The organism is Couchioplanes caeruleus, from assembly GCF_023499255.1.
Classification (GTDB): Bacteria; Actinomycetota; Actinomycetes; order Mycobacteriales; family Micromonosporaceae; genus Actinoplanes; species Actinoplanes caeruleus_A.
In genome coordinates, this window is sequence record NZ_CP092183.1 from 3,919,511 (window position 1) to 3,943,865 (window position 24,355).

Below are 24,355 nucleotides of genomic sequence, written 5' to 3' on the forward strand. Positions count from 1 at the left end.
CCCGCGCTCAGCCGACGCGCAGGGACGTCCAGACCACCTTGCCGCCGTCGCACGGCAGCCAGCCCCACGCGTCCGCCGTCGCGTCCACCAGCATCAGCCCGCGCCCGCCCGCGGTGGCGGCGGGGGCGATGGACCGCAGCTGGGGCGCGGCGGCCGAGCCGTCACGGACGGTGATGTGCAGGCGGCGCCGGTGCAGCGCCAGCCGCAGGGTCATCATCGTGTGGGCGTGGTCGACGACGTTGCTGGCCAGCTCGCTGGCGATCAGGCTGGCCGGGGCCACGAGGCCCGGAAGGTCCCAGCGCACGCACGCGTCGGTCGCCACGTTGCGGGCCTGCCGGGCGGCGCCCGTGACGGGCAGCAGCTCCTCGGTGATCACGGGCCGGGCACGGGGGTCGTCGCCGAGCTCGGCGCGGGCGGCCTGCACGGTGGCGTACACGGGCAGCCGCTTGTACGCCGCGAGCCCCAGCGAGTGCCTCACCTCGGGCCGCGGCGCGCACAGCATGACCGGGATCCCGGGCCAGCGCGCGGCCTGCCGGGCGACCGCGGAGAACGCCGCCAGCGCCAGCGGCTCGCTGACGGTCAGGGCGGCCACGTCGACGAGCAGCGCGTCGGGCTGTTCCGCGAGGCATTCCATGAGCCGGGTCCGCAGGGTCGCGGAGTCGGGCAGGCCGAGCCTCCCGGAGAGCCCGACGAGCATCCGGCCCTCGTCCGCCTGTACCAGCGCCTCGAAGCCCACCATCGTCTCCTCTGCTCCCGACGCCGCGGGGTACCCGGCGGGTCGCGGACGAAACGTCAGACGTCGTTCGCTTCCCCGCCGATGATCGCACCCGGGGAGGCCGGAGCGTTGCTGCCGTCACGCACAGGGCAGGCGACGTGCCTCACGCCGTCGCCGCCGTCATCCTGGTCCACACCACCTTGCCGTCGGGCACCGGCAGCACGCCCCAGGCGTCGGTGAGCTCCCGGACGAGTTGCAGCCCGCGCCCGCCGGCCTCGGAGACCCCGGGTTCCTTCGGCCGCGGCAGGAGCCGGCTGCCGTCGCGTACGGCCAGCCAGACCCGCCCGTCGCGCAGCCCCAGGGTGAGCTCCATCGTGGTGTGTGCGTGCCGCACCACGTTGGCCACCAGCTCGGTGGCGATCAGGCCGACCGTGGCGGCGAGTTCCTTGTGGTGCCAGGCTGCGCAGGTCTGGGCGACGAGCTGGCGCACCTGGCGGCAGGCGTCGGGGACGGGCCGCAGCCGTACGCGGATCCGCTGCGTGCCCGGCGTCTCGTGCAGCCCGGCGAGAGCCTGGTCACAGTCGTCGGCGAGGCTGACGGTGTCGCATCCGGGCCACTGGGCGAGCGCGCGGGTGGTGCCGGGCCCCGCACCACAGAGGATGACCGGCGCCGCGGGCCACTCGGCCGTACGGCAGACCACCGCGCTCAGCACGTCCAGCGCGACCGGGTCGGCGACGTCCAGGCCGGCCACGTCCACCAGGAGGGCCTCGGGCTGCGCGGACAGGCACCGGGCGACCGCCTGCTCCAGCGCGTCGCCCGTGACGGTGTCGAGCACCCCGCTGACCCGCAGGATCGCGACCGGCAGTTCCTGCTCGGGTCGGCAGACCAGCTGGCTCGACATCCGCCTCCCTCCGGTCACGCGTCGCGTCGTGGCCGTCACGTCGTCCGCACCCTGTGCCCGTCGGCGCACCGGGTCAAACCCGGCGGCCGTGTCTTCCTGCAACGGCCGTACCGGGCTGACGGAAACGGCCGTACCGGGCTGACGGAAACGGCCGTACCGGGCTGACGGAAACGGCCGCGCGGGCGCGGTGGGCACTGCCGGCGCGGCCGACCGCGCCGCAGTGGAGCAAGGGCCAGGGGAGTGGGCCCGTTAGGCTCAGGCATGGTCGCCGGGAAGGTCGGTCCTGCCGCGCTGCTGCCGTACCTGCGCGGGCACCGCGGGACGCTCGGCGTCGTGGCCGTGTTGTCCCTGGTGGCGGCGGGTGCCTCGCTCGCACAGCCGGTGCTGGTCCGCGATCTTCTCGACGCCGTCGCGGCGGGCCGCCCGACCGGCGGGACGGTGGCCCTGCTGGTCTCCCTGCTGCTCACCGGCGCCGCGCTCGGCGGGATCCGGGACTACCTGCTGCAGCGCACGGCCGAGGGGCTGGTGCTCACCACGCGGCGCCGGCTCGCCCGGCACCTGCTGCTGCTGCCGATCGCCGAGTACGACCGGCGCCGCACCGGCGACCTGCTGTCGCGCGTGGGCGCCGACACGACGCTGCTGCGCGCCGTGGTCACGTCCGGGTTGCTGGAGATGGTCACCGGCGTCGTCATGGTCGCCGGCGCGACGATCGCCATGGCGCTGCTCGACCCGGTGCTGCTGGCGGTGGCCGCCGGGGGCCTCGCCGTGGGGCTGGCCGTGGCGCTCGTCGTCTCCCGGCGGGTGCGGGGCCTGTCCGAGCAGGCGCAGGCCCGGCTCGGCGAGATGACCTCGGCGGTGGAGCGCGCGATCTCGGCCGTCCGGACCATCCGGGCGAGCGGCGCGCAGGAGCGGGAGGCGCGCGCCGTCACCCGCAGCGCCGAGCAGGCGTACGCGGCCGGCATGCGCGTGGCCCGCCTGGAGACCGTGATCGGCCCGGTCGCGGCGGCGGCGACGCAGGGCGCCTTCCTGCTGGTACTGGCCGTCGGCGGGGCCCGGGTCGCGGCGGGCGCCATCACGGTCGGCGACCTGGTGGCGATCATCCTGTTCCTGTTCTTCCTGGTGCTGCCGCTGGGCCAGGCGCTGAACGCGTACACCCGGCTGCAGACCGGCCTGGGTGCCCTGCAGCGCATCGAGGAGGTGCTGGGCCTGCCGTCGGAGACGGCTGCCGACGCGCCGGCCGGCGCCGACGCCGGCGCCGCGGGTGCGGACGCCGACGCGGTGACGTTCCGGGACGTCACGTTCGCGTACCCCGGGGGCAGTCCGGTCCTGCAGGGCGTGAGCTTCTCCGTTCGGCGTGGCTCGCGGGTCGCGCTGGTCGGCCCCTCGGGCGCGGGCAAGTCGACGCTGCTGGCGCTGATCGAGCGGTTCTACGAGGTGAGCGGCGGGGCCGTCCTCGTCGACGGGACCGACGTCCGGGACCTGCCGCGCGACGCGCTGCGCCGCCGGCTGGGCTACGTCGAGCAGGAGGCCCCGGTGCTGGCCGGGACGCTGCGCGACAACCTGCTGCTGACCGCACCGGACGCCGGCGAGGCCCGGCTGCTGCGGGCGCTCGCCGAGGTCAACCTGGAGGCGCTCGTCACCCGTACGCCGGACGGCCTGGACGTGCAGGTGGGCGAGGGCGGCGTGATGCTCTCCGGCGGTGAGCGGCAGCGCCTCGCGATCGCGCGCAGCCTGCTCGCGGAGTCGCCGATCCTGCTGCTTGACGAGCCCACCAGCAACCTGGACGCGCGCAACGAGGCGGCGCTGCGCGAGGCCATCGCGGCCGCCGCGACCCGGCGGACGCTGATCGTGGTGGCGCACCGGCTCTCCACGGTCGTCGACAGCGACCTGATCGTCGTCCTCGAGGCGGGCCGGGTCGCCGCCACCGGTACGCACGACGAGCTCCTCGCCGGCAGCCCGCTCTACCGGGAGCTGGCCACGCACCAATTGCTCGTCCCGGATCCGTGAACGCACGGGAGTCGGCATCCCGCTCGCAGGAAAGTGAAGTACCGTAACCCGCCATGGGTGTGTCTCAGCGGCTGAAGAGCCGGTTCCGCAAGTTCCTGCAGCGTCCGGGCACCACGGTCGACCTCGCGCCGTTGCGGAAGAGGTTGCCGGACATCGAGGCCCGTGAGGACGCGCTCCAAGAGCTCGACGACGAGGCGCTGACCGCCGCGGCCCGGGAGGCGGCCACCTACGAGGAGATCTGCGCCATCGGCCGGGAGGCCGCGCGGCGGGCGCTGGAGCAGCGGCCGTACGACGTGCAGCTGCTCGGCGCGATGGCGCTGCTGTCCGGCAAGGTCGCCGAGATGGCCACCGGTGAGGGCAAGACGCTGACCGCGACGGTCGCCGCGTACGGCCACGTGCGCCTCGGCAACGGCCCGGTGCACGTCCTGACGGTCAACGACTACCTGGCCCGTCGCGACGCCACGTGGATGGAGCCGGTCTACCAGCTGCTCGGCCTGAGCGTCGGCTGGGTCACCGAGGCGTCCACGCCGCAGGAGCGCCGCGAGGCGTACGCCGCCGACGTCACGTACGTCTCGGTCAGCGAGGCCGGCTTCGACTACCTGCGCGACCAGCTGGTGACCGACGTCGAGGACCGGGTGCAGCGCGAGCTGGCCACCGCGATCGTCGACGAGGCCGACTCGATCCTCATCGACGAGGCGCGGGTGCCGATGGTCCTCGCGGGCAGCACGTCGAGCGAGAGCGACCCGGTGCACGAGGCCGCCGAGCTGGTCCGCGACCTGCGCGCGGGCAAGCACTACGAGGTCGCCGACGACGGCCGCAGCGTCGCCTTCACCGACGCGGGCCTCCAGGCCCTCGAGGAGAAGATGGGCATCGACCTGTACGCCGACGAGCACGTCGCGCAGCTCTCGGCGGTGAACGTCGCGCTGCACGCCCGCGCCCTGCTGCGCCGCGACGTCGACTACATCGTGCGCGACGGCTCGGTCGAGCTGATCGACGAGATGCGCGGCCGGGTCGCCCAGCGCCGGCGCTGGCCGGACGGCCTCCAGGCGGCGGTCGAGGCCAAGGAGGGCCTGCACGCCACCGCCGAGGGCGAGGTGCTCGACACGATCACCGTGCAGGCGTACATCGCTCTCTACAGGACGGTGTGCGGCATGACGGCGACCGCCGTGCACGTCGGTGAGCAGCTGCGCGAGTACTTCAAGCTCGAGGTGGCGGTCATCCCGTCGAACACGCCCAACATCCGCGAGGACGAGCCGGACCGCATCTACTCGGCGCACGACATGCGCGACGAGGCGCTGGTCGAGGAGATCAAGATCGCCCACGAGAAGGGCCGGCCGGTGCTGATCGGCACCCTCGACGTGAAGGCGTCCGAGCTGCTGGCCAAGCAGCTGGCCGCGGCCGGCGTGCCCTCGGTGGTGCTCAACGCCAAGAACGACGACGAGGAGGCCGCGATCATCGCGGAGGCGGGCGCGCTCGGCGCGGTCACCGTCTCCACCCAGATGGCCGGCCGCGGCGTCGACATCCGCCTCGGCGGCAGCGACGAGAAGGACCGCGACCGCGTCGTCGAGCTGGGCGGCCTGTACGTCATCGGCAGCGGCCGGCACGACAGCCGCCGCGTCGACGACCAGCTGCGCGGCCGCGCCGGCCGGCAGGGCGACCCCGGCGGCTCGGTGTTCTTCGTCAGCCTCGAGGACGACCTGGTCACCCGGCACGCCGGCGACATCCTGCCGTCGTCGCCGCGGATGGACATGGACGGCGTCGTGCACGACGACCAGGTCGAGTACGCGGTCGAGCACGCCCAGCGCGTCGCCGAGGGCGTCAACCACGAGATCCACCGCAACACCTGGCGCTACAGCGTGGTGATCGAGGAGCAGCGCCTCGCTCTCGCCGAGCGGCGCGAGCGGCTTCTGACCAGCGAGGTCGCGGCGATCATGCTGCTGGAGAGGTCGCCGGAGAAGGCGAAGTCGATCGACGAGGACGTGCTCTCCGACGCGGCCCGCTCGATCGCGCTCTACCACCTCGACCGGCTCTGGGCCGAGCACCTGGCCGAGCTCTCGGAGGTCCGCGAGGGCGTGCACCTGCGGGCACTGGGCAAGCTGGACCCGCTCGACGAGTTCCACCGCTTCGCCGTGCCGGCCTTCCAGAAGGTGTTCACCGAGATCGAGCGCCGCACCATCGAGACGTTCGAGGAGGTCGACCTCTCCGACGGCTGGCAGCCGGACCGCGCGGAGATCGTGCGTCCGAGCGCCACGTGGACCTACCTGGTGCACGACAACCCGTTCGGCTCCGAACTGGACCGCCTCATCGCGTCCGTCGGCCGCCGCCTCACCTCGGGCGGCAGCTGAGTCGTCCGCGGCTGGGCGGCCCGGTGCCGCTCAGCCGCGGTGTGACGGCCCCGCGTGGTGCTCGGCCAGGATGTCCCCGCCGAACTCGCCATGCGGCCGCCGCAGCACCGTGTGCGCGTGGTTGCCGTCGTCCGTCGTGTTGTCGAACTCGATGACCAGATCGTCGGCCTGGACGCGGTAGTAGTGCCGCGTGCCGGGCTGCGCCGCGCCCTCCCACGCGAAGTGCACCGCCCCGCCCGCCGGGTCCAGCGCCGCCGCCAGCTCGTCGGGAAGCCGGCCCAGGTAGAGCGCCACGAGCTGGTCGAGCAGCGCGCGCTCGCCGGGCCGCAGGTCCGCGCGGGCGATGCCCGCGGGTGCGATGGGAGCGCTGCGGGGGTGGGTCGCCGTGCGGATGTCGTACGGCGCCACGTCCCCGACAACCGCAACACGGCGTGCCTGCGGCGACAGCGAGAGCAGCAGCTCACGCCCGAGGTCCTCCTCGACGCCCAGCGGCCGCAGCACCGGCCGGCCCAGCGCGTCGACGCGGGCGGGGTTGGCACCGAGGAACACCGGGGCGGGGGAGACACGCCCGTCCGCGACGGTCATGCTCACCGACAGGTGGTGACCCTCGAAACGCCACGCCCACCGGTCGTCGCCCGGCACCCCGAAGACGATCACCCGGTAGTCCTCGCTGTGCCGGCCGCGCCGCCCGCCCTCGCGGCGGTCCAGCACCTCCTCCAGCGCGATCACGGCCATCGCCTGGGCGAACGCCGCGGGACTGAGCCCGGTGGCGAGCAGCCGGTGCGCGGCCTTGCGCGGGCCGGGCGCCAGGTCGGCGAGCGACACGCCCGGGCGCGGCTCGGGCCGGTACTCGATCCAGCGGCGGTGCCGGTCGTCGAACCCGACGCCGGCCTGCGGGTGGGCGGCCAGCAGCTCGCGGGCGGCGCCGGCCATGTCGCCTGCGAGGCTCACGTCACTCGCCGTTCAGCAGGGCGGTCATCTCCGGCAGGTCGAAGAACTCGGCGGTCTCCCGCGCGCTGGGCTTGCCGCCGTCGGGGTCCGCGCCCGCGCCGAGCAGCATCCGCACGGTCTCGGCGTTGCGCCGGAACACCGCGGCGGCCAGGGCGGTCTGCCCGCGGTCGTTCACCCGGGCCGGGTCGGCGCCGTGCTGCAGCAGCGTCGCGACGGTCTCCGGATGGTTGTGGTACGCCGCCAGGATCAGCAGCGTGTCGCCCTTGTCGTTGGTGAGGTCGGCGGGCAGCCCGTGGCTGAGCTGTCCGGCGAGCTGCTCGGCCTCGCCGGAGCGCGCCAGGTCGAACATCCGGTGCGCGAACGCGATCGTTTCGGCATCCAATTCCTCCGCCATACCGCCAGCGTACGGGTGCTAATGTCGCCCGCATTTGCGAGGGGGTGAGCGGGTGACCGACGGCGTCTACGTCGGCCGCGCCGGCGAGGACGGCGCACGGAACCAGGGCTGGCTGCTCGGCCATTTCATGCCGAAGGACGAGCTGCTGCACAGCGACGCGGTGGAGGTGAAGTGGGGGGTGCACGCGCCGGGCGAGCGCCGGGCGGCGTGGGCGACCCACGAGATCCGTACGGCGTTGCTCGTGCTGATCCGTGGCGCCTTCCACATCGAGTTGCGGGATCGGACTGTGGTGTTGAGCGAGCCGGGCGACTACGTGGTCTGGGGACCCGGTCAAGACCATTCCTGGCAGGCCGGGGACGAGGAGACGGTGGTGCTCACCGTACGCTGGCCCTCGGTGCCCGGCTGGCGGCTGCCCCCGCCGTAACCTCGGCGAACCATCGTTTATTCACATCTGCAAGAAACGGACGCCCGCCGTTAACCGCCGGGTACGGTAATCGCATTCCCTGTGCGTAAAAACACGATGCATCCAGCGGTTATGGAACGAGTATCCCACAGTGTGGTTGCCGCCTTGACCCATCGGCCGCCATCCCGGAAATATCGACCGCGGTTTAAGCATGCATTAATTCGATCGCCGTTGTACTGTGCGGTGTTTCCATTCTTTGACGCGGGAGGCTTCATGCCGGTCACCGCCCTGCCGGGGCGTACGGGACGACAGGCGACGGGGTCGGGCCGGGTGGCCGCCATCCGGCGTCCGGCGCCGGCGGCCGCGCCGCCGGCGGCCCTCACCGTGACCCTGAACATCCCCCTCACCGGCGACACGCTGCCGCCGCAGGCGCACCGCCTGATCGAGGCGGTCCGGGAGCTCGTCGAGGCCGGTCAGGGCTCGGTCGCCGTGGAGCAGCCGGAGGCCGAGCCGGCCCTGATGCCTGCGGCCGAGCCCGCCGAGGGCGGCGTGGAGGTGCGCCTGCTGACCGCCTCGCGCCAGGTGATGCTGGACGGCAAGCTCCTGCCGCTCACCCGGCTCGAGTTCGACCTGCTGCTGTTCCTCGCCGACCACCCGCGCCGGGTGTTCAGCCGCACCCAGCTGCTCAACGCGGTCTGGGGCTACGAGCACACCGGCGAGCGCACGGTCGACGTCCACGTCCGCCGGCTACGGGTCAAGATGGGCTCGCACCTGCCGCTGATCACGACCGTGTACGGCGTCGGCTACCGCCTCTCCGACGAGGCCCGCATCATCGTCCTCCCGCACGAGTAACCCGCCCGGTCCCCGCGGGCGATCACCCCGGCCGCGCAAGCCGGCATCCGGCCCGCCCGGCGATCGTCCCGGCGCCGCGCAAACGAGCATCCGGCCCGCGCGGGGCCGCGGCGGGCGGCCTGCGGGCCGGGGCGGCGCCGATGCGGGGCCTAGACTCGCCGGGTGCGCGTGCGTCCCGTCTCGACCGAGGTCCTGGTCGAGGAGCTGGCCGACCGGCTCGCCGCCGAAGCCCCGGGGCAGCGGCTCCGGGTGGCGATCGACGGGCCGGGCGCCGCCGCTCCCGGGGTCCTCGCGGACGCGCTCGTCGACCCGCTGCGGGTGCGCAGCCGGCCGGCGGTCCGCATCGACACCGCCGACTTCCTGCGCCCGGCCTCCGTACGCCTGGAGTTCGGCCGTACGAACCCGGAGTCGTTCTACACCGGCTGGCTGGACGAGGCCGGGTTGCGCCGCGAGGTGCTCGACCCGGCCGGCCCGGGCGGCACCGGGCGGATCGTCACCCGCCTCTGGGACGCGCGCATCGACCGGGCCGCCCGCGAGCCGTACACCGAGCTGCCCCCGACCGCCGTGGTGATCGTCAGCGGCCCGCTGCTGCTCGGCGCCGGCCTGCCGTTCGACGTGACCGTCCACCTCGACCTGTCGGCCGGGGCGCTGCGGCGCCGCACGGAGCCCGCCGAGCTGTGGACGCTGCCCGCGTACGCCCGCTACGGCGACGAGGTGGGCCCGGCCGCATTCGCCGACGTGGTTGTCCGCCTGGACGACCCGAGGCGGCCCGCGGTGGTGCTCGACCCCCGTGAACGCAGTGAAGACCGATGAGTGAATCCGCCTCAACCCGCCGGTGAGCTGCGACGCGTCAGCATATTGGCGCAGTCCGTAGCGGAGCAGACCACTGACAGTTATGCTGCGGTTACTTTTTTGGCGGGGATCCCGTTTCGGATCTTCGGCGGTGGGTATCAGCCGACCCCGACGGTGGTGACACCACGGGCCGGCGCGGGGGAATCCACCGGCAGGGGCAGAGGGAAGGGCAGGGGGAGCACATGCTCGTCAACAGCGCGGTCATCACGGGTAAAGGTGCCGACACCGCCAAGGGGCGCTCGCCACAGGAGGTCTCGCAGATCCGGGAGCTGCTGAAGGCCCGGTTCGACGATCTCAACGCCGAGTACGAGGAAGCCGTGGCCGAGAACCAGCGGCTGAGGCTGGTCGAGATCGGCGACGCCGCCGGTGACGACCAGGCGGACAGCGGATCCAAGACCGCCGAACGCGACGCGGCGACGTCGCTGCTGCGGACCCTGCTCGACCGGCGCACGCAGGCGGAGGTCGCCATGCAGCGCCTCGACGAGGGCACGTACGGCAACTGCGAGAGCTGCCACAACCCGATCCCGGTGGAGCGGCTCGAGGTGTTCCCGTCGGCCACCACGTGCGTGCACTGCAAGGCCAACCGCGAGCGTCGCGCGGGCTGACCACGACGCCGATCCGGTCCGCCGCCCGCAAGGCGGCGGACCGCTCGTATCGGCGCTAGCTTGAGCTCATGGGTGAGATCCAGGTCGGCACGGCCTCGTGGACCGACAAGACGCTGCTCGAGTCGGGGTGGTACCCGGCGTCCGCCGACACCGCGGAGAAGCGCCTCGCCTACTACGCGAAGCAGTTCCCGGTGGTCGAGGTCGACTCGACGTATTACGGGCCGCCCGCCGAGCAGACCACCAAGCTGTGGGCGCAGCGGACCCCGGACGGCTTCACGTTCAACATCAAGGCCTTCAGCATGCTGACCGGCCACCCCACCAAGGTCTCGGCGATCTACAAGGACCTGCGGCCGGAGACCGACAAGAAGAACGTCTACCCGCAGGACCTGCCGCCGCAGACGTACGAGGAGATCTGGACCCGGTTCCTGGCGGCGCTGGACCCGCTCGTCGACGCCGGCAAGCTCGGAGCGCTGCTGTTCCAGTTCCCGCCGTGGTGGGGCATCCGCCGGTCGAACAAGGACTACCTGCGCGAGGTCGCGGCCCGCTGCAAGCCGCTGCGACCGGTCTTCGAGTTCCGCAACGCGTCCTGGTTCGACGGCGACAACGCCGAGGAGACGCTCGACTTCCTGCGCAAGCACGAGCTCCCGCTGGTCTGCGTGGACATGCCGCAGGGCCACAGGTCCTCGGTGCCGCCGATCGTGGCCGCCACCGCCGACCTGGCCGTGGTCCGCTTCCACGGCCACAGCGACAAGTGGACCAGCAAGGACATCCACGAGAAGTTCGGCTACGACTACTCCGGCAAGGAGCTGCGGGAGTGGGCGCCCAAGCTGCGCACGCTCGCGGCGGAGACCGGACGGACCCAGGTGTTCATGAACAACTGCTACTCCGATTACGCCCAGCGCAACGCCACGACGTTGATCGGCCTCCTCGACGAGGACGACTAGCGGGTCGTGCGCCGGCCGGTGATCACGGTGACGGCGGTGCACCCGGCGAGGGCGAGGGTCGCGAAGGCCGCGGTCTCGTCCTCGGTCTGCGTCCCGAGCATCGCCGACAGCCCGTCGGACCACGACGTCAGCAGGTAGGCCAGCATCCCCAGCAGCAGGCCGCCGACCTGCGCGACGACGATCGCCGCGGGCCAGGCCACGACGGACACCGCCAGGGTGGGCAGGGCCCGGCTCCCGGCCCGGCGCAGGAGGTGGGCCAGCGCGATGACGAAGACCGTCTGCATCACCATGAAGGTGACGCTGTTCTTGTGCAGCTCGCGCAGCAGACCATGGCCGGGACCGTCGACGACCAGCGCGTACCGGGCCGCCACCAGGCGGAACGTGACGGCCACGACCGCCGTGCACACGGCACCGGCGGCCAGCGTACGGGCGAGGACGGTGCGACGGGCCGTCAGCGGCACGCCGAGGACCAGTCCGACCAGCACCGGGACGAAGGCGGCGACGAGCGCCAGGCCCTGCGCCACGGTCGTCGCGGTGCCGGCGGGCAGGCAGCTGACGTGGTGCTCGCAGAGGCCGGTGCGGTCCGGGGCGTAGGCGCCGACCACGATGCCGTGCGCGTCGGCCTGCCGCTGGACGACCCGGGCGCCGATGACGAGGAACGCCGTCGCGGCAGCGCTCAGGGCGGCCGCGCCGATCACGCACGGGCGTACGGCTACAGCTCGTCCCACGGCACCTCCGCCCAGGTCTCGGCGAGCACCTTGGTCAGCGGCGCGTCGGCCAGCGGCAGCTCGTCGATGCTGCCGATCGCCCGGATCCCGGCCGAGTTCAGCGTGGCGGCGCCCGCGAAGGACGCCAGGTCCGCGCCGTCGACCGGGCGCAGCGTCCACGGCGTGCCGTTCATCGTCATGGCGATCTGCAGCAGCACCATCGTGATGCCGCGCATGACCGGCGCGACCGGCCAGACGACCTGCTCGCCGTCCCACAGCGCGAGGTTCCACGAGCTGCCCTCGCGGACCCTGCCGTCGCGGCCGACGAAGAGGCGGTCGTCGAAGCCGGCCAGGCGCGCCTCGCGGACGTGGTAGTCGAGCATGAACGTGCCACGGTGCTTGTGCTCGGGCAGGTCGCGCTCGTAGGTCACCGTCTGCACCCGCAGCGGGGGTCCCGCCGGCTCGGGCGCGGGACCGGAAACGCTCACCAGCACGTCCGGCGGGCCCTCCCCGCCGCCCGGCCCGGGCACGAGGGTCACCCGTACGGACGCGTCCCGGGTGCGGCCCAGCGCGTGCCGGATCAGCCCGAGCAGCCGGTGCTCCTCCTCGACGCCGACGCGGTGCCCGAACAACTCCTCCGCACCGTCGGCGAGCCGGGCCAGGTGCAGCGCGAGCCCGCGGACCCGCCCGTCGCGTACCTGCAGCGAGGTGTAGTGCCCGTAGTTGCTCGCGATCAGCCGGTGCAGCTCGGCGACGCCGGGCACCCGCCCGTTCAGCTCCACGTCCATCGGGTGTGAGCCTACGGGGTCCGCGTCACCCGCATGTTCCGGCGGCGGGCCTGCGCGGCCATCGCGATGGCGTCGGTCACGGCCGCGCCGCCGGGGTCGTTGTTGAAGTAGACGTACGTCGGCACGTCCGGGACGCGGTCCAGCCAGGTGGCCAGCGCCGCGCGCCCGTAGTGCGGCCAGGGCTTCGCCCGTCCCTCGTGCAGGCGCAGGTAGGCGAAGTCGGCGGTGAGCCACAGCGGGGTCACCGGCCGGCCCTTGCGGTCCGCCCAGGACAGCGCCGCGTTGTGCCGCTTGAGCACGTCGCGTACCTCATCGGTCCACCAGCTGTCGTGCCGCGGTTCGACCGCCACCTTGACCGTACGCGGGAACAGCGACAGCGTCCGGTCGAGCACCGCGGCGTCGGCCCGCAGCGTCGGCGGCAGCTGGATCAGGACCGGGCCCAGCTTGTCGCCCAGGGCCTCGGCCCGGCCCAGGAAGCGGGCCACCGGCTCCTCGGGCTCCCTCAGCCGCTTGATGTGGGTGAGGTAGCGGCTCATCTTCACCGCGAAGCAGAAGTCGTCCGGGGTGCGTTCGCGCCACTGGGCGAACGTGTCGCGCTCCGGCAGCCGGTAGAAGGCGTTGTTGATCTCGACGGTGGCGAACGCCCCGGCGAAATGCTCCAGCCAGAGCCGCTGCGGCAGCCCTTCGGGATACAGGTACGGCCGGGAGTCGTCGCCGCCCTTCGGCGGTCGCCAGTCCCGGTACTGCCATCCTGAGGTGCCCATCACCAGCACACCGCCAGGGTTGCCAGATTAGGGGTGATCGAAACCGGGTACCGGGGGAACCTTCCACCGACGAAGGGGAACCACCATGCGACTCAACGACGACGACATCACCGGCGGCAGCGGCGTTTCCGGCGAGGGCGTGGCCGACGGCGGCGCGAACCCGGGCGGCCACGACGGCGGCGCGGACGGCGGCGCGGGCGGCGAGGGCCCCGCGGACGGCGGCGCGAACCCGGGCGGTCACGACGGCGGTGCGGACGGCAGCGCCTCGGGCGAGGGCATGGCCGACGGCGGCGCGGACCCGAACGGTCACGACGGCGGTGCCGACGGCAGCGCCTCGGGCGAGGGCCCCGCGGACGGCGGCGCCAACCCGGGCGGCCACGACGGCGGCGCCGACGGCAGCGCCTCCTGAGGCTCACGGCGATGACGCACCCGACGCCGGGCGGCAGCGACCGCCGCCCGGCTCTGTCCCGGGCCGTCGCCGTCGACCCGGCGAAGTTCGCCGAGGCGTACTGGGGACGCCAGCCGCTGCTGACCCGCGCCGACGAGCTCGCCGGTCCGGACGGCTTCCTGGACCTGCTCTCCCCGGACGCGGTCGACGAGCTGCTCAGCGAGCGCGGCCTGCGCACGCCGTTCCTGCGCGTCGCCAACCGGGGCACCGTGCTGCCCGCCTCCGCCTTCACCGGCTCCGGCGGCGCCGGCGCGGAGATCGGCGACCAGGTCGTCGACGACAAGGTCATGCGCCTGTACGCCGAGGGCGCCACGCTCGTGCTGCAGGGCCTGCACCGCATCTGGCCGCCGCTGATCGGGTACGCCCGCCGGCTCGGCGCGGAGCTGCGCCAGCCGTTGCAGGTCAACGCGTACCTGACCCCGGCCGGCAACAAGGGTTTCGCCACCCACTACGACACCCACGACGTGTTCGTGCTGCAGGTCGACGGCACCAAGCGCTGGCGGGTGCACGAGCCGGTGCTGCCCGAGCCGCTCGAGCGCCAGACCTGGGGCGGCCGGGCCGACGAGGTGGGCGCCGTCGCCGACGGGCCGGCCACGCTCGATGTGGTCCTCAGCCCCGGCGACGCCCTCTACCTGCCGCGCGGCTGGCTGCACTCGGCCGAGGCGCAGGGGGAGCGGTCGCTGCACCTGACCTTCGGCGTACGGGCCCTGACCCGGTACGCCCTGGTCGAGGAGCTGCTCCACCTCGCCGCCCAGGACCAGCGCCTGCGCGCGACGCTGCCGTACGGCATGGACGTGGCGGACCCGGACCAGGTCGCCGCGGAGCTGACCGGGACGGTGGCCGCCCTGCGCGACTGGCTGCTCACCGCCGACCCGGCCGAGGTGGCCGAGCGGTTGCGGGCCCGGGCCTGGCCGTCGCAGCGCCCCGAGCCGGTACGCCCGCTGGCCCAGCTGTCCTTCGCCGAACGGCTGTCCGCCGACGACCGCGTGGCCGTACGCCACGAGCTGCGCTGGAGCCTGCGCGCGGACGGCCCCGAGCACGTGGTGCTGCAGCTCCTGGGCCGGACGCTGCGCTTCCCCGCGTACTGTGAGCGGGCCGTGCGTACCGCCCTCGACGGCGGCGTGCACCGGGTCGGCGACCTGCCCGGCCTCGACGACGACGCGGACCGGCTGGTGCTGGCCCGCCGCCTGCTGCGCGAGGCGGTGCTCGTCCCCGCCTGAGCCCGCCCGGCTCAGCCGCCGGGCGCGTTGCTGCGGACGGCGGCCAGGATCAGTCCGGCGGTGATCAGCGCGGCGATCAGCACGGTGGCGACCGCGGAGGCATCCAGGGGGTTGCCGCTGCGGTCCGCCACCCGCTTGGCCGTGATGACCGCGAGGATGGGGCCGAGCAGGGCCACGATCAACGCCACCACGGGCAGGCCCACCGCCAGGTCGCCGCCGCCCTCGCGGCCCGCCCAGCGCAGCAGCGACCACGCGGCCAGACCCAGCGCCCCGCCGAGCGCGCCGAGGCCCGCGTACAGCAAAGTGGCGCCCTTCAGCGGTTTGGCCGGCGGGGTCCACGCGGCGGTGGCCGCCGCCTCCTGCAGATAGTCGTCCGCGTCCCGGTCCCGCTGGCGGGGGACGGTCGGCTGGGGTGCCTGCCCGAACCGGTCGGCGATCCGGCCCACCCTGTGCGCGAACTCCGCCCACAGCCCGGCGACCTGCGCGTCGACCTCGTCGCGGTGCTTCTGCGCCGCGCGGACCGCCGCCTGCGCCTCGCGGATGCGCTGGTCGGCCGCGCGGACCGCCTCGTCGGCCTCGCGGGCGCGGGTGTCGTGCCAGGTGTGCGCCTCGGCGCGGTGCGCGGCCGCCTCGTCGTCCAGGTTGGTCAGCTTGCGCAGCACACTGCGGTAGTCGGGGGTACGGCGTTCGAGCGTGCCGTCGGCGTCGGGAATGGTCATGAGGGTCCATAGGGGATGATGACCTCGGCGCCGCGGTGCACCGAGCGGTCGAAGTGCAGGGCCCGCCACGGCCGCGGATACCAGACCGGCGATCCGTGGCCCGGATAGTACGGCGACAGCTCGCTGCCGTGCACGTCCAGGGCGACCCACGCGCCGATCACGTCCGTCCGCGAGCTGGGCCCGCCGAGGGTGTCGCGCAGCAGCGCCGCGCCGCGCCACCAGCCGACGACGTGCACCCGCCGCTCGGGGCCCTGCCGCAGGATCTTGCGCAGCAGCTCGGGGTTGCGCCCGGGCGCGGCGTCGACCGCGTACAGCAGGAGGAAGAGCGGTCGGTCGGCGGCGGTGCCCTCGGTGGCGCGGATGGCGGCGTCCTCGAACAGGAATTCCACCGTGTCGGCGTCGTAGTAGCCGGTCTCCGGGGGCAGGACGCCCTTGAGCGCCTCGACCGCGGTGCTCGCGTCGGTGTCCAGGCAGGCCACGGCGAACTGGGCCGCGCCCGGCTCGAACTGCGCGGCCAGCGAGCGGGCCACGGTGTGCAGCACCGCGCAGGCCTCGTCCACGCGCGTACCCATGATCGCGAGGTTGCGGCCCGGCGCCCGGCGCAGCACCGTGCGCGCCGACCGGGCCGCCACGTCGATCGTCTCGCCGAGCAGCACCACCGGCGCGGCCACCGGGCCGGCGGCGGCGATGTCGCGGAAGTCGGGGCTGTCGTCGAGGCGCGGGATCGCGTCGCCGTCGAAGAGCCGCGGCGGCGGGAGCTCGGGCGGGCGCCGCCGCCACAGCCGGTGCTGCAGAGCGCTCCACCGCTCCCGGTTGCCGGCGTCGGGCACGCGGACCACCCGGTTGGCCTCGAGCGCACCGGAGTCGGCGTTGACCACGGCGTGGTAGCGGGGCAGCACGTCGGCGGCCGTGTTGGTCTCGGCCAGCACCCGGCGGGCCCGGGGCAGCGCGATCCGCAGCGAGAACTGAGCCACCAGCGCCGGGCGTCCCCACAGCGCCTCGATGCCGGACACGTCCTGGCTGGCCAGCACCAGGTGGATGCCCTGCGAGCGGCCCCGGCGGGCCAGGTCCTCCAGCAGGTCGACGGCCTCGGCGGCGACCGCGTCGCGCCCGGCGAGCAGCACCTGGAACTCGTCGACCACCGCCACGATCCGGGGCCAGGAGCCCTCCGGGTCCTCGGCGCGCAGCTCGGCCAGGTTGGTCACCTCGTGCCGCTTCGCCGCGTCGGCCCGGCTGCGCAGCTCGGCGCCGAGGAAGCGCAGCAGCGCAAGGCCGAACTCGCGGTCGGTGTTGACGTTCAGGCCGACCAGCCGCACGTGCGGCAGCCAGCTGGGGTCGCGGCGGCCCGGCGCGAACCGGGCGAACGACACGCCCTCCTTGAAGTCGAGCAGGTAGAACGCCAGCTCGGCGGGGGAGTAGCGGGCGGCCAGTGCGCCCATCCAGGCGTAGATCAGGTTCGTCTTGCCGGTGCCGGACGGGCCGGCGATCAGCGCGTGCGGCGGGTAGTCCGACAGGGTCACGTGCACCGGGGCGCCCTGCGGGCTGTCGCCGAGCGGGGCGGTCAGCGCCCGCGCCGAGCTCTGCTGCCACTCGTGCTCGGGCAGCAGGCTGTCGAGCGCCACGGGGGCCGGGCCCGCGGCCACGGCGTCGGCGATCTGCCGGCAGGTGCGCGTCACCACCGCGGGCGGCGGGCCCGGATCCAGGCGTACGGGCAGAGCACCGCACCCGCTCAGCCGGGCGTCGTCACCCGGAACCGCTTCGACGACCTCCACGCCCGTGGCGCCGTCCACCGGCAGGTCCCGCACGATCAGGTGCACCCCGCACGCGGCGCCGGTCCGCAGCAGCCGGTCGAGCTGGCTGCGCTCGTGCCGCGACAGCTCGTCCGGGCGTCCGGCGCCGAGCAGGATCGCGACGCGCCACGGCTCCGGCCGGCGCCCGGTGGCGGCCGCCAGCTCCCGCAGGGACGAGTGCTCGCCGGCCAGCACGGTCTCGTTGATCCGCCGGACGTGGTCGACGAGCTCGTCGAGCAGCGCGCCCAGGCCGCCCGGCCCGACGAACTGCAGCACCCCGGCGGGCGCGAGCGGGGCGAAACCGGCCAGCCCGCCGCCCAGCTGCTCGGGGTCGTACCCGGTCAGCGTGATCCGGCCGGGCTCGACGCTGCCGACGGCGCGCAGCAACAGCCCCGCCACCACGTCGTCGCCGGTCGCGTCGTCGCCGCGGACCACCACATGCCCCCGGTCGAGCAACGGCACCAGCGCGGGCACCTCACCGTCGTACGGCAGCAGCAGCTCGCCCACCCGCAGGTCGGGCGCGGGCGCGGAGGAGTCCGCCGGGGTGGCCCGCCACCGCGACCAGGGAGCCCCGGCGGCGCCCGGGGCGGCGAGGCGGGCGGTCTCGGCGGCCGCCCCGGCCAGCTCCGCCAGGTCGCGTTCGTGCTGCTCGTCGATCTGCTGCAGGCGCTTGTCGCGTTCGTGGGCGAGCCGGCGGCGCCGTTCCCGGGCGGCCGCCACGATCCGGGACCGCCGGGTCAGGGCCGCCTCGTGCTCGGCCTGCGCGGCTTCGAGCGCGCCGGTGGCGGCGCCCAGCGCGTGCGACAGCGCGGCGCGGACCTCGACGACCTGCTGGGCGGTCGACTCAGGCATCGGCGCCACTGGGCCGTACGGGTTCCGGCGCCCTCGGGTCCAGCGTGGCCGGGTCGCGGCCGAGCCGGGCGAGCAGGACGCCGGTCAGGACGCCCGCGGTGACCGCCGAGTCGGCGGGGTGGGCGGGCTGCTCCTCCTTGGCCGGCGCGCGGCAGATCCGGGCCAGCATCGTGTCCAGCAGGGCCGGTGGGGTGCCGGGCAGCAGCGAACGCACCCGGCCGCCCGCCGCGTTCTGCAGCCGGGGGAGATCCTCGGGCCGCGGTTCGTGACCGAGCAGGTCGCCCGCGAGCTTGCGCAGCACCGGCGAGCTGGCCGCGGACAGGCCGAGGCCGGTGGCGGCGTTGACCCCGTGCAGGTCGCGGCCGAGCCGGGCGCGGTCGCCGGAGCGGACCCCGGCGGCGACCCGGCGCAGCAGCTCGGCGGTGTCGGCGGGCCCCGCGGAGGCGGCGCCGTCCTTCGGCGGGGGCGGCGCCTCGCCGGTGAGCTCGGCCACCCGCTCCTGCCACCACGGGCCCAGCTTCTCCGGTGAGGACGGCCGCTGGTCGTCGCGCACGGCCTGCGGCTCCTTCGGCTGCAGCCCGGCCTTGTAGTCGGCGTCCGGGGGAGCGCCGGTCTGCCCGGCCAGGCCCAGCGCCGCGAGGTACGCCTCGATCGCGTCCTGGGCCAGGCGCAGGGCGGCCGCGGCGTGCTCGGCGTGCTCGGTCGCGTTGCCGAGCTGCGGTACGCCCATCGGGTCGACCGAGGTCTGGCGTACCCAGTTGAGCAGCTCGGTGGCGCTGCGCAGCCGTTCCATCGCCACCGTCACGAGACCGGTGGGCAGCTCCTCGGAGGTGGCGCGGAGCTGGGCGCCGAGTTCCTGCAGCAGCGACATCGCGTCAGAGCGTCGCGGTGTAGGTCTGCGCCTGCTCGACCGCCACCAGGGTCGCGCCGAGGCACTCCTCGAGCTGCTGGTCGGCCTGCGACAGGGAGGCGTGCGCGGCGCCCACCGCCTCGTTGGCGGATCCGTCCAGCGCGGCGGCCAGGCTCTGCTGCGCCTCGCCGAGCTTCTCGCGGGCCGCCTGGATGGCCGCCTGGCCCTCGGTGACCTGTTGGAGCGCGGCGTCCACGGCCGCTCTGACCTCGGCGACGCTGGCCACTCGTGCAGCCTCCCGGCTCATCGGCACCCTGTACGCCGCCCAGGATAGTCGTCCCCGATGAGACGGTCGTGCCCGAGTGCCCGTTTCAGCGCGGGACGCTGGAGGGGCCGCGTACCTCCGCGCCCAGCGCCGTCACCCGCGCGCGCAACCCGCGGTCGGCGGTCACCACGACGACCCGCCGCCCGGTGCCCTCGCGGGCCACCACGGCCACGATCTCGTCGTCGCCGGAGCCGGGCGCGGGGTCGACGCGTACCCCCGGGACCGGGCCGGTGTGACGAGCCCGACCCTCCACGACCAGGACCACCTCGACCGGGCCGGGAAGGTCCGGCAGGCCATCGGCGTTGATCTGTACGAGCGCATCACGCAGGCGGGCCGCAGCGCCCGCGCGGTCGCGCCACCATCCGTCGGGCTTGGAACCGACGACGTTGGCGGCGTCCACGACCAGCAGCGGTACGGCCATGTCAGCAGCGTCTCACACCGACCGGAATTGAACGATCGTTCAGGACGTTGTGCCAGGTGTGACCGGTGGGGAGCAGGGGCTCCGCGCCGGCCCTCACCGAGACACGCAGGAGAGAGAAGATTCATGAGTATCGGACCCCTGGGGCCGAGCGGCCCCGGCGACTGGGACGACCTGGTCGCCCGCTTCTTCGGCACGGCAGGTCCTCGGCGCTCCGCCCAGCGGATCGACATCACGAAGTACATGAGCGCCGACGCGCGCGAGGTCCTCTCGGACGCGGCGCGCCGGGCCGCCGAAGCGGCACCTGCCGGGGCGGGCATCGCCGACCTCGACACCGACCACCTGCTCTGGGGCGCCCTGCAGCAGGAGCCGCAGAAGGCCCTGCTGCGCCGCGCCGGCGCGGACCCCGAGGCGCTGCTCACCGAGCTGGAGGCGGCGTCGCGCCCGAGCGGCGGTGAGCCGCCCGAGCACCTGGCCCTGACCCCGGCCGCGAAGCGCGCGCTGCTGGACAGCCTGCAGCTCTCGCGCGCGGTAGGCGCGTCGTACGTCGGCCCCGAGCACATCCTCATGGCGCTCGGCCTCAACCCCGACTCCACCGCCGGGCGGCTGCTCGCGAGCCGGGTCGACCCGCGCACCCTGCAGCAGTCCGAGGCCCCGGCCACCGGTGGCGGCGGAGGTCAGGGCGGCGGCTCCACGAACACCCCGACCCTCGAGCAGTACGGCGTGGACCTCACCGAGCTGGCCCGCCGCGGTGAGATCGACCCGGTCGTCGGGCGCGCCACCGAGATCGAGCAGGCCGTCGAGGTGCTGTCGCGGCGTACCAAGAACAACCCGGTGCTGATCGGCGAGGCCGGCGTCGGCAAGACCGCCGTCGTGGAGGGCCTGGCCCAGCGCATCGTGGACGGTGACGTCCCGCAGACCCTGGCCGGCAAGCGCGTGATCCAGCTCGACCTGGCCGGCCTGGTGGCGGGCACCCGCTACCGCGGCGACTTCGAGGAGCGCCTGCGCAAGGTCATCGACGAGATCCAGCAGAGCGGTGACGGCCTGATCGTCTTCCTCGACGAGATCCACACGCTCGTCGGGGCCGGCGGGGGCGGCGACGGCGGCGGCATGGACGCGAGCAACATGCTCAAGCCCGCGCTCGCCCGCGGCCGGCTGCGCGTGGTCGGCGCGACCACCCTGGACGAGTACCGCCGGCACATCGAGAAGGACGCGGCGCTGGCCCGCCGCTTCCAGCCGGTGCTGGTGGGCGAGCCCAGCGTCGAGGACACCGTCGCCATCCTGCGCGGCCTGCGCGACAACTACGAGGCGCACCACCAGGTCCGGATCACCGACGAGGCGCTCGACGCCGCCGCGGAGCTGTCCGACCGCTACATCACCGACCGGTTCCTGCCGGACAAGGCGATCGACCTGATCGACCAGGCCGGTGCCCGGGTGCGGCTGCGCGTCAAGACTCCCGCCGCGGACGTCCGCGAGCAGGAGCGCCGCCTCGAGCAGCTCACCCGCGACCGCGACCAGGCGGTGGCGGCGGAGAACTACGAGAAGGCCTCCCAGCTGCGCGACGAGATCAACGCGATCAAGCAGCGCAGGGAGCAGGCCGGCGCCGGCGCCGGCGGCGTACCGCAGGTGACCCCGGAGGACATCGCCGAGGTCGTCTCGCGGGCCACGGGCATCCCGGTCGCGCAGCTCACCGAGGAGGAGCGCGAGCGGCTGCTGCGGCTCGAGGCGCACCTGCACGACCGTGTGGTCGGCCAGGAGGAGGCCGTCGCCGCGGTGGCGGAGGCCGTACGGCGCTCCCGCGCGGGGCTCGGCGACCCGGACCGGCCGGTGGGCAGCTTCCTGTTCCTCGGCCCGACCGGCGTCGGCAAGACCGAGCTGGCGCGCTCCCTCGCCGAGGCGCTGTTCGGCGAGTCGGACCGCATGATCCGCCTCGACATGAGCGAGTTCCAGGAGCGGCACACCGTCTCCCGGCTCGTCGGTGCTCCTCCCGGCTACGTCGGCTACGACGAGGCCGGGCAGCTGACCGAGGCGGTGCGGCGGCGGCCGTACTCCGTGGTGCTGCTGGACGAGATCGAGAAGGCCCACCCGGACGTCTTCAACATCCTGCTGCAGGTGCTCGACGACGGGCGGCTGACCGACAGCCAGGGCCGGACGGTGAGCTTCAAGAACACCGTGCTCATCATGACCAGCAACATCGGGTCCGAGATCATCAACGGCACGAAGCGCACGCTGGGCTTCGGCGCCGCGGACGCCGGCGTGAGCGAGGACCGCGACCTGCGCGAGCGGCTGGAGCGCCGGCTGCGCGAGCAGTTCCGCCCCGAGTTCATCAACCGGATCGACGAGATCATCGTCTTCCGGCAGCTCGAGACGGAGCAGCTGCGGCAGATCACCGAGTTGCTGCTCGAGGAGACCCGGCGCCGCCTGCACGCGCAGGACATCGGCCTGGAGCTGGCCCCCGCGGCGATCGACTGGCTGGCCGCCCGCGGCTTCCAGCCCGAGTACGGCGCCCGGCCGCTGCGCCGCACGATCCAGCGTGAGCTGGACAACCGGCTGTCGCGGATGCTGCTCGGCGCGGATCTGGCCCCCGGCCGGACGGTCCGCGTCGGCGTGGCGGACGACCGGCTGACCTTCGAGGTCGGCTCGCCGTCACCGGCCGCCGCCTGACGCCCGTAGCAGAAAGCCCCGGCACTTCGACGAAGTGCCGGGGCTCTTTCATGCCGCCGCGAGTTGCTGGGCGCCGAGCTGCGGATAACCTTCCAGCCACTCCACATAGAGCGGGTTGCGGGCCGCCGCCTCCTGGTACGCCTCGCTCGCCATGCTGATCAGCCGGGGCGCGACCCGGGCGGCGGGGCTGTCCGGGTGCCACCCGAGGACCTGCCGCCAGCGCAGCGGCGCGCCCTGGATCGGCACGTGGGTCAGCCCGCCGGGCGGCCGGAACGTCGGCTGGCACAGTGCGAGGGCCAGCCCCGACTCCACCATGTCCACACAGCCGCGGATGTCGGTCTCCAGCATCCGCCTCGGCGTGAACCCCGCCCGGGCGCAGGCCGCGGCGAAGCAGTCGCCGAAGCAGCCGTCGCCGGTGCCGGCCACCCACTGCTCCTCGGCCAGGTCGGCCAGGTCCACGTCGACGCCCTTGGCCGCCGGGTGCTTCTCCGGCATGAGCACGCACACGCCGTCGATCGCGATGGTCTGCCAGACGAGGCCGTACTCCGCGGAGGGGAGCGCGTCGCCGCAGACCCCGACCTGGGCGTAGTCCAGCTTGCCGGCCAGCACCATCGTGGCCAGTTCCTCCACGTAGTACGACGCGTGGGTGCTGATCTGCGCGTCCGGCTGGGCCTCGGACAGCCGGTGCACCATGCCGCCGATGATCGGGCCGCCGATCGACCCGATCCGGTAGCGGCTCATCGTGTCGTCCGAGCCCGCGCCGGCGAGCCGGGCCGCCTCGTCCTGCAGCCCCTTCATCGCCGGCAGCAGGACCCGGGCGCGGGAGAGCACGAGCTCACCCAGGGCGGTCGGCCGGGCGCCCCGCCGGTCGCGTTCGAAGAGCGGGCCGCCCAGCGTCCGCTCGATGCGCTGCAGCTGCGCCGTCAGGGCCGGCTGGGCGAGCCCGAGCAGCGACGCCGCCTTCGTCACGCTGCCCGTCTCCGCGATGGCACAGACCACCTTGAGATGCCGCAGCTCCAGGTTCATAGCGTGACGGTAGGACGTTCGCGCGATATCGGCTAGACCTTCGGCCAGCCAAAGATCCTCCAGTTGTGACAAACGGGTTAAACAAACGGACCAAAGCAGCTAACCCGTACGCCCATACTGGAACTGTCCGTGTGGGATCTATCGCTATCAGTAAGATCAAAGGTCTTTCGGGTACGTCGTCCGCCGCCCCACGACATCACGCACCTTGTCCACGATGGCCACCGCGGGATCCACGACCTTGTTCCACGGTGGCGTCGCCGGGGTGCCCGGGTGCGGCCGGGTCGGCGCGGCCTCCTTCGCCGTCTCCACCCGGTTGCCCAGCCGGATCAGATCCTCGACCGACGCCATGCGCACCAGCAGCGGCATCAGCTCCGCGGCGGCCGCGTCCGCGTGACGGCGCAACCGGCGCAGCACGTCCGCGGCCCGCTCGGCGCGCTCGTCCTCCGGCGCGGCCTCGAGCAGGCGCAGCGCCTCCAGCATCGCCCGGTCCTCGGTGATCTCCCGCTCCACCAGGTCGTCGCCGTCGAAGACCACGGCCCGTACGGCGGGGTACACGTACTGCTCCTCGGCGGACAGATGGCGGGACACGGCCGCCACGACCACCTGGGCGAGGGTACGGCCGCGGGCGGCGTCGGCCCCGCCGGCGGCCAGCTGCTCGGCCAGCGCCAGCAGCTCGCGGTGCTCACGGGCGATCACATCGGCGACGTTCGGGCCGGTCGTCTCGCCGCCGACCGGCGGCAGGGGAGGCAGGTGTACGGACACGGCCGGGTCATACCCGTACCTGATCACCCGCCAAACGCCGCACCGCCCCACCT

General features: G+C 74.1%; 24 protein-coding genes. 10 read left to right on the forward strand and 14 right to left on the reverse strand.

Going from position 1 to position 24,355, the window contains the following annotated elements; translation table 11 throughout:
• Window positions 1-7: 7 nt before the first annotated feature.
• Window positions 8-739 carry an ATP-binding protein gene (locus COUCH_RS18060; RefSeq protein WP_249613263.1) on the reverse strand — a complete coding sequence of 244 codons (732 nt, stop codon included), beginning with the start codon at window positions 737-739 and terminating at the stop codon, window positions 8-10.
• A gap of 139 nt (window positions 740-878) precedes the next feature.
• Complete coding sequence (locus tag COUCH_RS18065; RefSeq protein WP_249613264.1) at window positions 879-1,616, reverse strand: ATP-binding protein; 738 nt, start codon at window positions 1,614-1,616, stop codon at window positions 879-881.
• A gap of 261 nt (window positions 1,617-1,877) precedes the next feature.
• Between COUCH_RS18065 and COUCH_RS18070 the strand changes: the two genes are divergently transcribed.
• Window positions 1,878-3,623, forward strand: a complete 1,746-nt coding sequence (locus tag COUCH_RS18070; protein ID WP_249613265.1) for an ABC transporter ATP-binding protein — start codon at window positions 1,878-1,880, stop codon at window positions 3,621-3,623.
• Between the two features lie 53 nt (window positions 3,624-3,676).
• Window positions 3,677-5,968, forward strand: coding sequence for an accessory Sec system translocase SecA2 (gene secA2, locus COUCH_RS18075; RefSeq protein ID WP_249613266.1), 2,292 nt, complete (start codon window positions 3,677-3,679; stop codon window positions 5,966-5,968).
• A gap of 30 nt (window positions 5,969-5,998) precedes the next feature.
• Here the strand turns inward: secA2 and COUCH_RS18080 are convergent, their stop codons facing one another.
• Window positions 5,999-6,901: a DUF3500 domain-containing protein gene (locus tag COUCH_RS18080; RefSeq protein ID WP_249613740.1), complete on the reverse strand. Its 903-nt coding sequence runs from the start codon at window positions 6,899-6,901 to the stop codon at window positions 5,999-6,001.
• Window positions 6,902-6,920: 19 nt separating this feature from the next.
• On the reverse strand, window positions 6,921-7,313 hold the full coding sequence (locus COUCH_RS18085; RefSeq protein WP_249613267.1) for an ankyrin repeat domain-containing protein: 393 nt from the start codon (window positions 7,311-7,313) through the stop codon (window positions 6,921-6,923).
• A 52-nt stretch (window positions 7,314-7,365) separates the two neighbouring features.
• Here COUCH_RS18085 and COUCH_RS18090 point away from each other — a divergent pair, with 52 nt between their 5' ends.
• The 5 genes from COUCH_RS18090 to COUCH_RS18110 all read left to right on the forward strand — a co-directional run bounded on the left by COUCH_RS18090 (window position 7,366) and on the right by COUCH_RS18110 (window position 10,969).
• The gene (locus COUCH_RS18090; RefSeq protein WP_249613268.1) at window positions 7,366-7,737 is read left to right on the forward strand and encodes a cupin domain-containing protein; all 372 of its coding nucleotides are present in this window, start codon (window positions 7,366-7,368) and stop codon (window positions 7,735-7,737) included.
• Between the two features lie 363 nt (window positions 7,738-8,100).
• Window positions 8,101-8,568, forward strand: a complete 468-nt coding sequence (locus COUCH_RS18095; RefSeq protein WP_346016006.1) for a winged helix-turn-helix domain-containing protein — start codon at window positions 8,101-8,103, stop codon at window positions 8,566-8,568.
• 162 nt (window positions 8,569-8,730) lie between these two features.
• The gene (locus tag COUCH_RS18100; protein ID WP_249613270.1) at window positions 8,731-9,381 is read left to right on the forward strand and encodes a uridine kinase; all 651 of its coding nucleotides are present in this window, start codon (window positions 8,731-8,733) and stop codon (window positions 9,379-9,381) included.
• 221 nt (window positions 9,382-9,602) lie between these two features.
• Window positions 9,603-10,025: a TraR/DksA family transcriptional regulator gene (locus COUCH_RS18105; RefSeq protein ID WP_249613271.1), complete on the forward strand. Its 423-nt coding sequence runs from the start codon at window positions 9,603-9,605 to the stop codon at window positions 10,023-10,025.
• Between the two features lie 68 nt (window positions 10,026-10,093).
• On the forward strand, window positions 10,094-10,969 hold the full coding sequence (locus COUCH_RS18110) for a DUF72 domain-containing protein (RefSeq protein ID WP_249613272.1): 876 nt from the start codon (window positions 10,094-10,096) through the stop codon (window positions 10,967-10,969).
• Here COUCH_RS18110 and COUCH_RS18115 read toward each other — a convergent pair.
• From COUCH_RS18115 to COUCH_RS18125, 3 genes are read right to left on the reverse strand one after another with little or no spacing between them, the layout of a single operon-like run.
• A complete protein-coding gene (locus tag COUCH_RS18115; protein WP_249613273.1) occupies window positions 10,966-11,697 on the reverse strand; it encodes a hypothetical protein in 732 nt (243 codons plus the stop codon). The genes COUCH_RS18110 and COUCH_RS18115 overlap by 4 nt on opposite strands.
• Entirely contained in the window at window positions 11,682-12,464 is a 783-nt protein-coding gene (locus COUCH_RS18120; RefSeq protein ID WP_249613274.1) for an aminotransferase class IV, read from the reverse strand. The genes COUCH_RS18115 and COUCH_RS18120 overlap by 16 nt, the downstream gene beginning before the upstream one ends.
• Window positions 12,465-12,475: 11 nt before the next feature.
• On the reverse strand, window positions 12,476-13,228 hold the full coding sequence (locus COUCH_RS18125) for a DUF72 domain-containing protein (RefSeq protein ID WP_249613741.1): 753 nt from the start codon (window positions 13,226-13,228) through the stop codon (window positions 12,476-12,478).
• 85 nt (window positions 13,229-13,313) lie between these two features.
• Here COUCH_RS18125 and COUCH_RS18130 point away from each other — a divergent pair, with 85 nt between their 5' ends.
• Together COUCH_RS18130 and COUCH_RS18135 are read left to right on the forward strand one after the other, a co-directional pair.
• Window positions 13,314-13,637: a BatC protein gene (locus COUCH_RS18130; protein WP_249613275.1), complete on the forward strand. Its 324-nt coding sequence runs from the start codon at window positions 13,314-13,316 to the stop codon at window positions 13,635-13,637.
• An 11-nt stretch (window positions 13,638-13,648) separates the two neighbouring features.
• Window positions 13,649-14,896: a cupin domain-containing protein gene (locus tag COUCH_RS18135; protein ID WP_249613276.1), complete on the forward strand. Its 1,248-nt coding sequence runs from the start codon at window positions 13,649-13,651 to the stop codon at window positions 14,894-14,896.
• An 11-nt stretch (window positions 14,897-14,907) separates the two neighbouring features.
• Here COUCH_RS18135 and COUCH_RS18140 read toward each other — a convergent pair whose 3' ends face one another.
• The 5 genes from COUCH_RS18140 to COUCH_RS18160 all read right to left on the reverse strand — a co-directional run bounded on the left by COUCH_RS18140 (window position 14,908) and on the right by COUCH_RS18160 (window position 19,853).
• Entirely contained in the window at window positions 14,908-15,615 is a 708-nt protein-coding gene (locus COUCH_RS18140; RefSeq protein WP_249613277.1) for a hypothetical protein, read from the reverse strand.
• Entirely contained in the window at window positions 15,612-18,257 is a 2,646-nt protein-coding gene (locus COUCH_RS18145) for an FtsK/SpoIIIE domain-containing protein (RefSeq protein ID WP_249613278.1), read from the reverse strand. The genes COUCH_RS18140 and COUCH_RS18145 overlap by 4 nt, the downstream gene beginning before the upstream one ends.
• Entirely contained in the window at window positions 18,250-19,128 is an 879-nt protein-coding gene (locus tag COUCH_RS18150) for a hypothetical protein (RefSeq protein WP_249613279.1), read from the reverse strand. The genes COUCH_RS18145 and COUCH_RS18150 overlap by 8 nt, the downstream gene beginning before the upstream one ends.
• Window positions 19,129-19,132: 4 nt before the next feature.
• Window positions 19,133-19,393 carry a hypothetical protein gene (locus COUCH_RS18155; RefSeq protein WP_249613280.1) on the reverse strand — a complete coding sequence of 87 codons (261 nt, stop codon included), beginning with the start codon at window positions 19,391-19,393 and terminating at the stop codon, window positions 19,133-19,135.
• Window positions 19,394-19,478: 85 nt separating this feature from the next.
• Complete coding sequence (locus COUCH_RS18160; RefSeq protein ID WP_249613281.1) at window positions 19,479-19,853, reverse strand: hypothetical protein; 375 nt, start codon at window positions 19,851-19,853, stop codon at window positions 19,479-19,481.
• Window positions 19,854-19,976: 123 nt separating this feature from the next.
• Here COUCH_RS18160 and COUCH_RS18165 point away from each other — a divergent pair, with 123 nt between their 5' ends.
• Window positions 19,977-22,514 (forward strand): ATP-dependent Clp protease ATP-binding subunit, encoded by a 2,538-nt coding sequence (locus COUCH_RS18165; protein WP_249613282.1) that lies wholly within the window; start codon window positions 19,977-19,979, stop codon window positions 22,512-22,514.
• 48 nt (window positions 22,515-22,562) lie between these two features.
• Here COUCH_RS18165 and COUCH_RS18170 read toward each other — a convergent pair whose 3' ends face one another.
• Both COUCH_RS18170 and COUCH_RS18175 read right to left on the reverse strand, forming a co-directional pair.
• Entirely contained in the window at window positions 22,563-23,540 is a 978-nt protein-coding gene (locus COUCH_RS18170; protein ID WP_249613283.1) for a LysR family transcriptional regulator, read from the reverse strand.
• A 156-nt stretch (window positions 23,541-23,696) separates the two neighbouring features.
• On the reverse strand, window positions 23,697-24,302 hold the full coding sequence (locus COUCH_RS18175; protein WP_249613284.1) for a hemerythrin domain-containing protein: 606 nt from the start codon (window positions 24,300-24,302) through the stop codon (window positions 23,697-23,699).
• Window positions 24,303-24,355 lie beyond the last annotated feature (53 nt).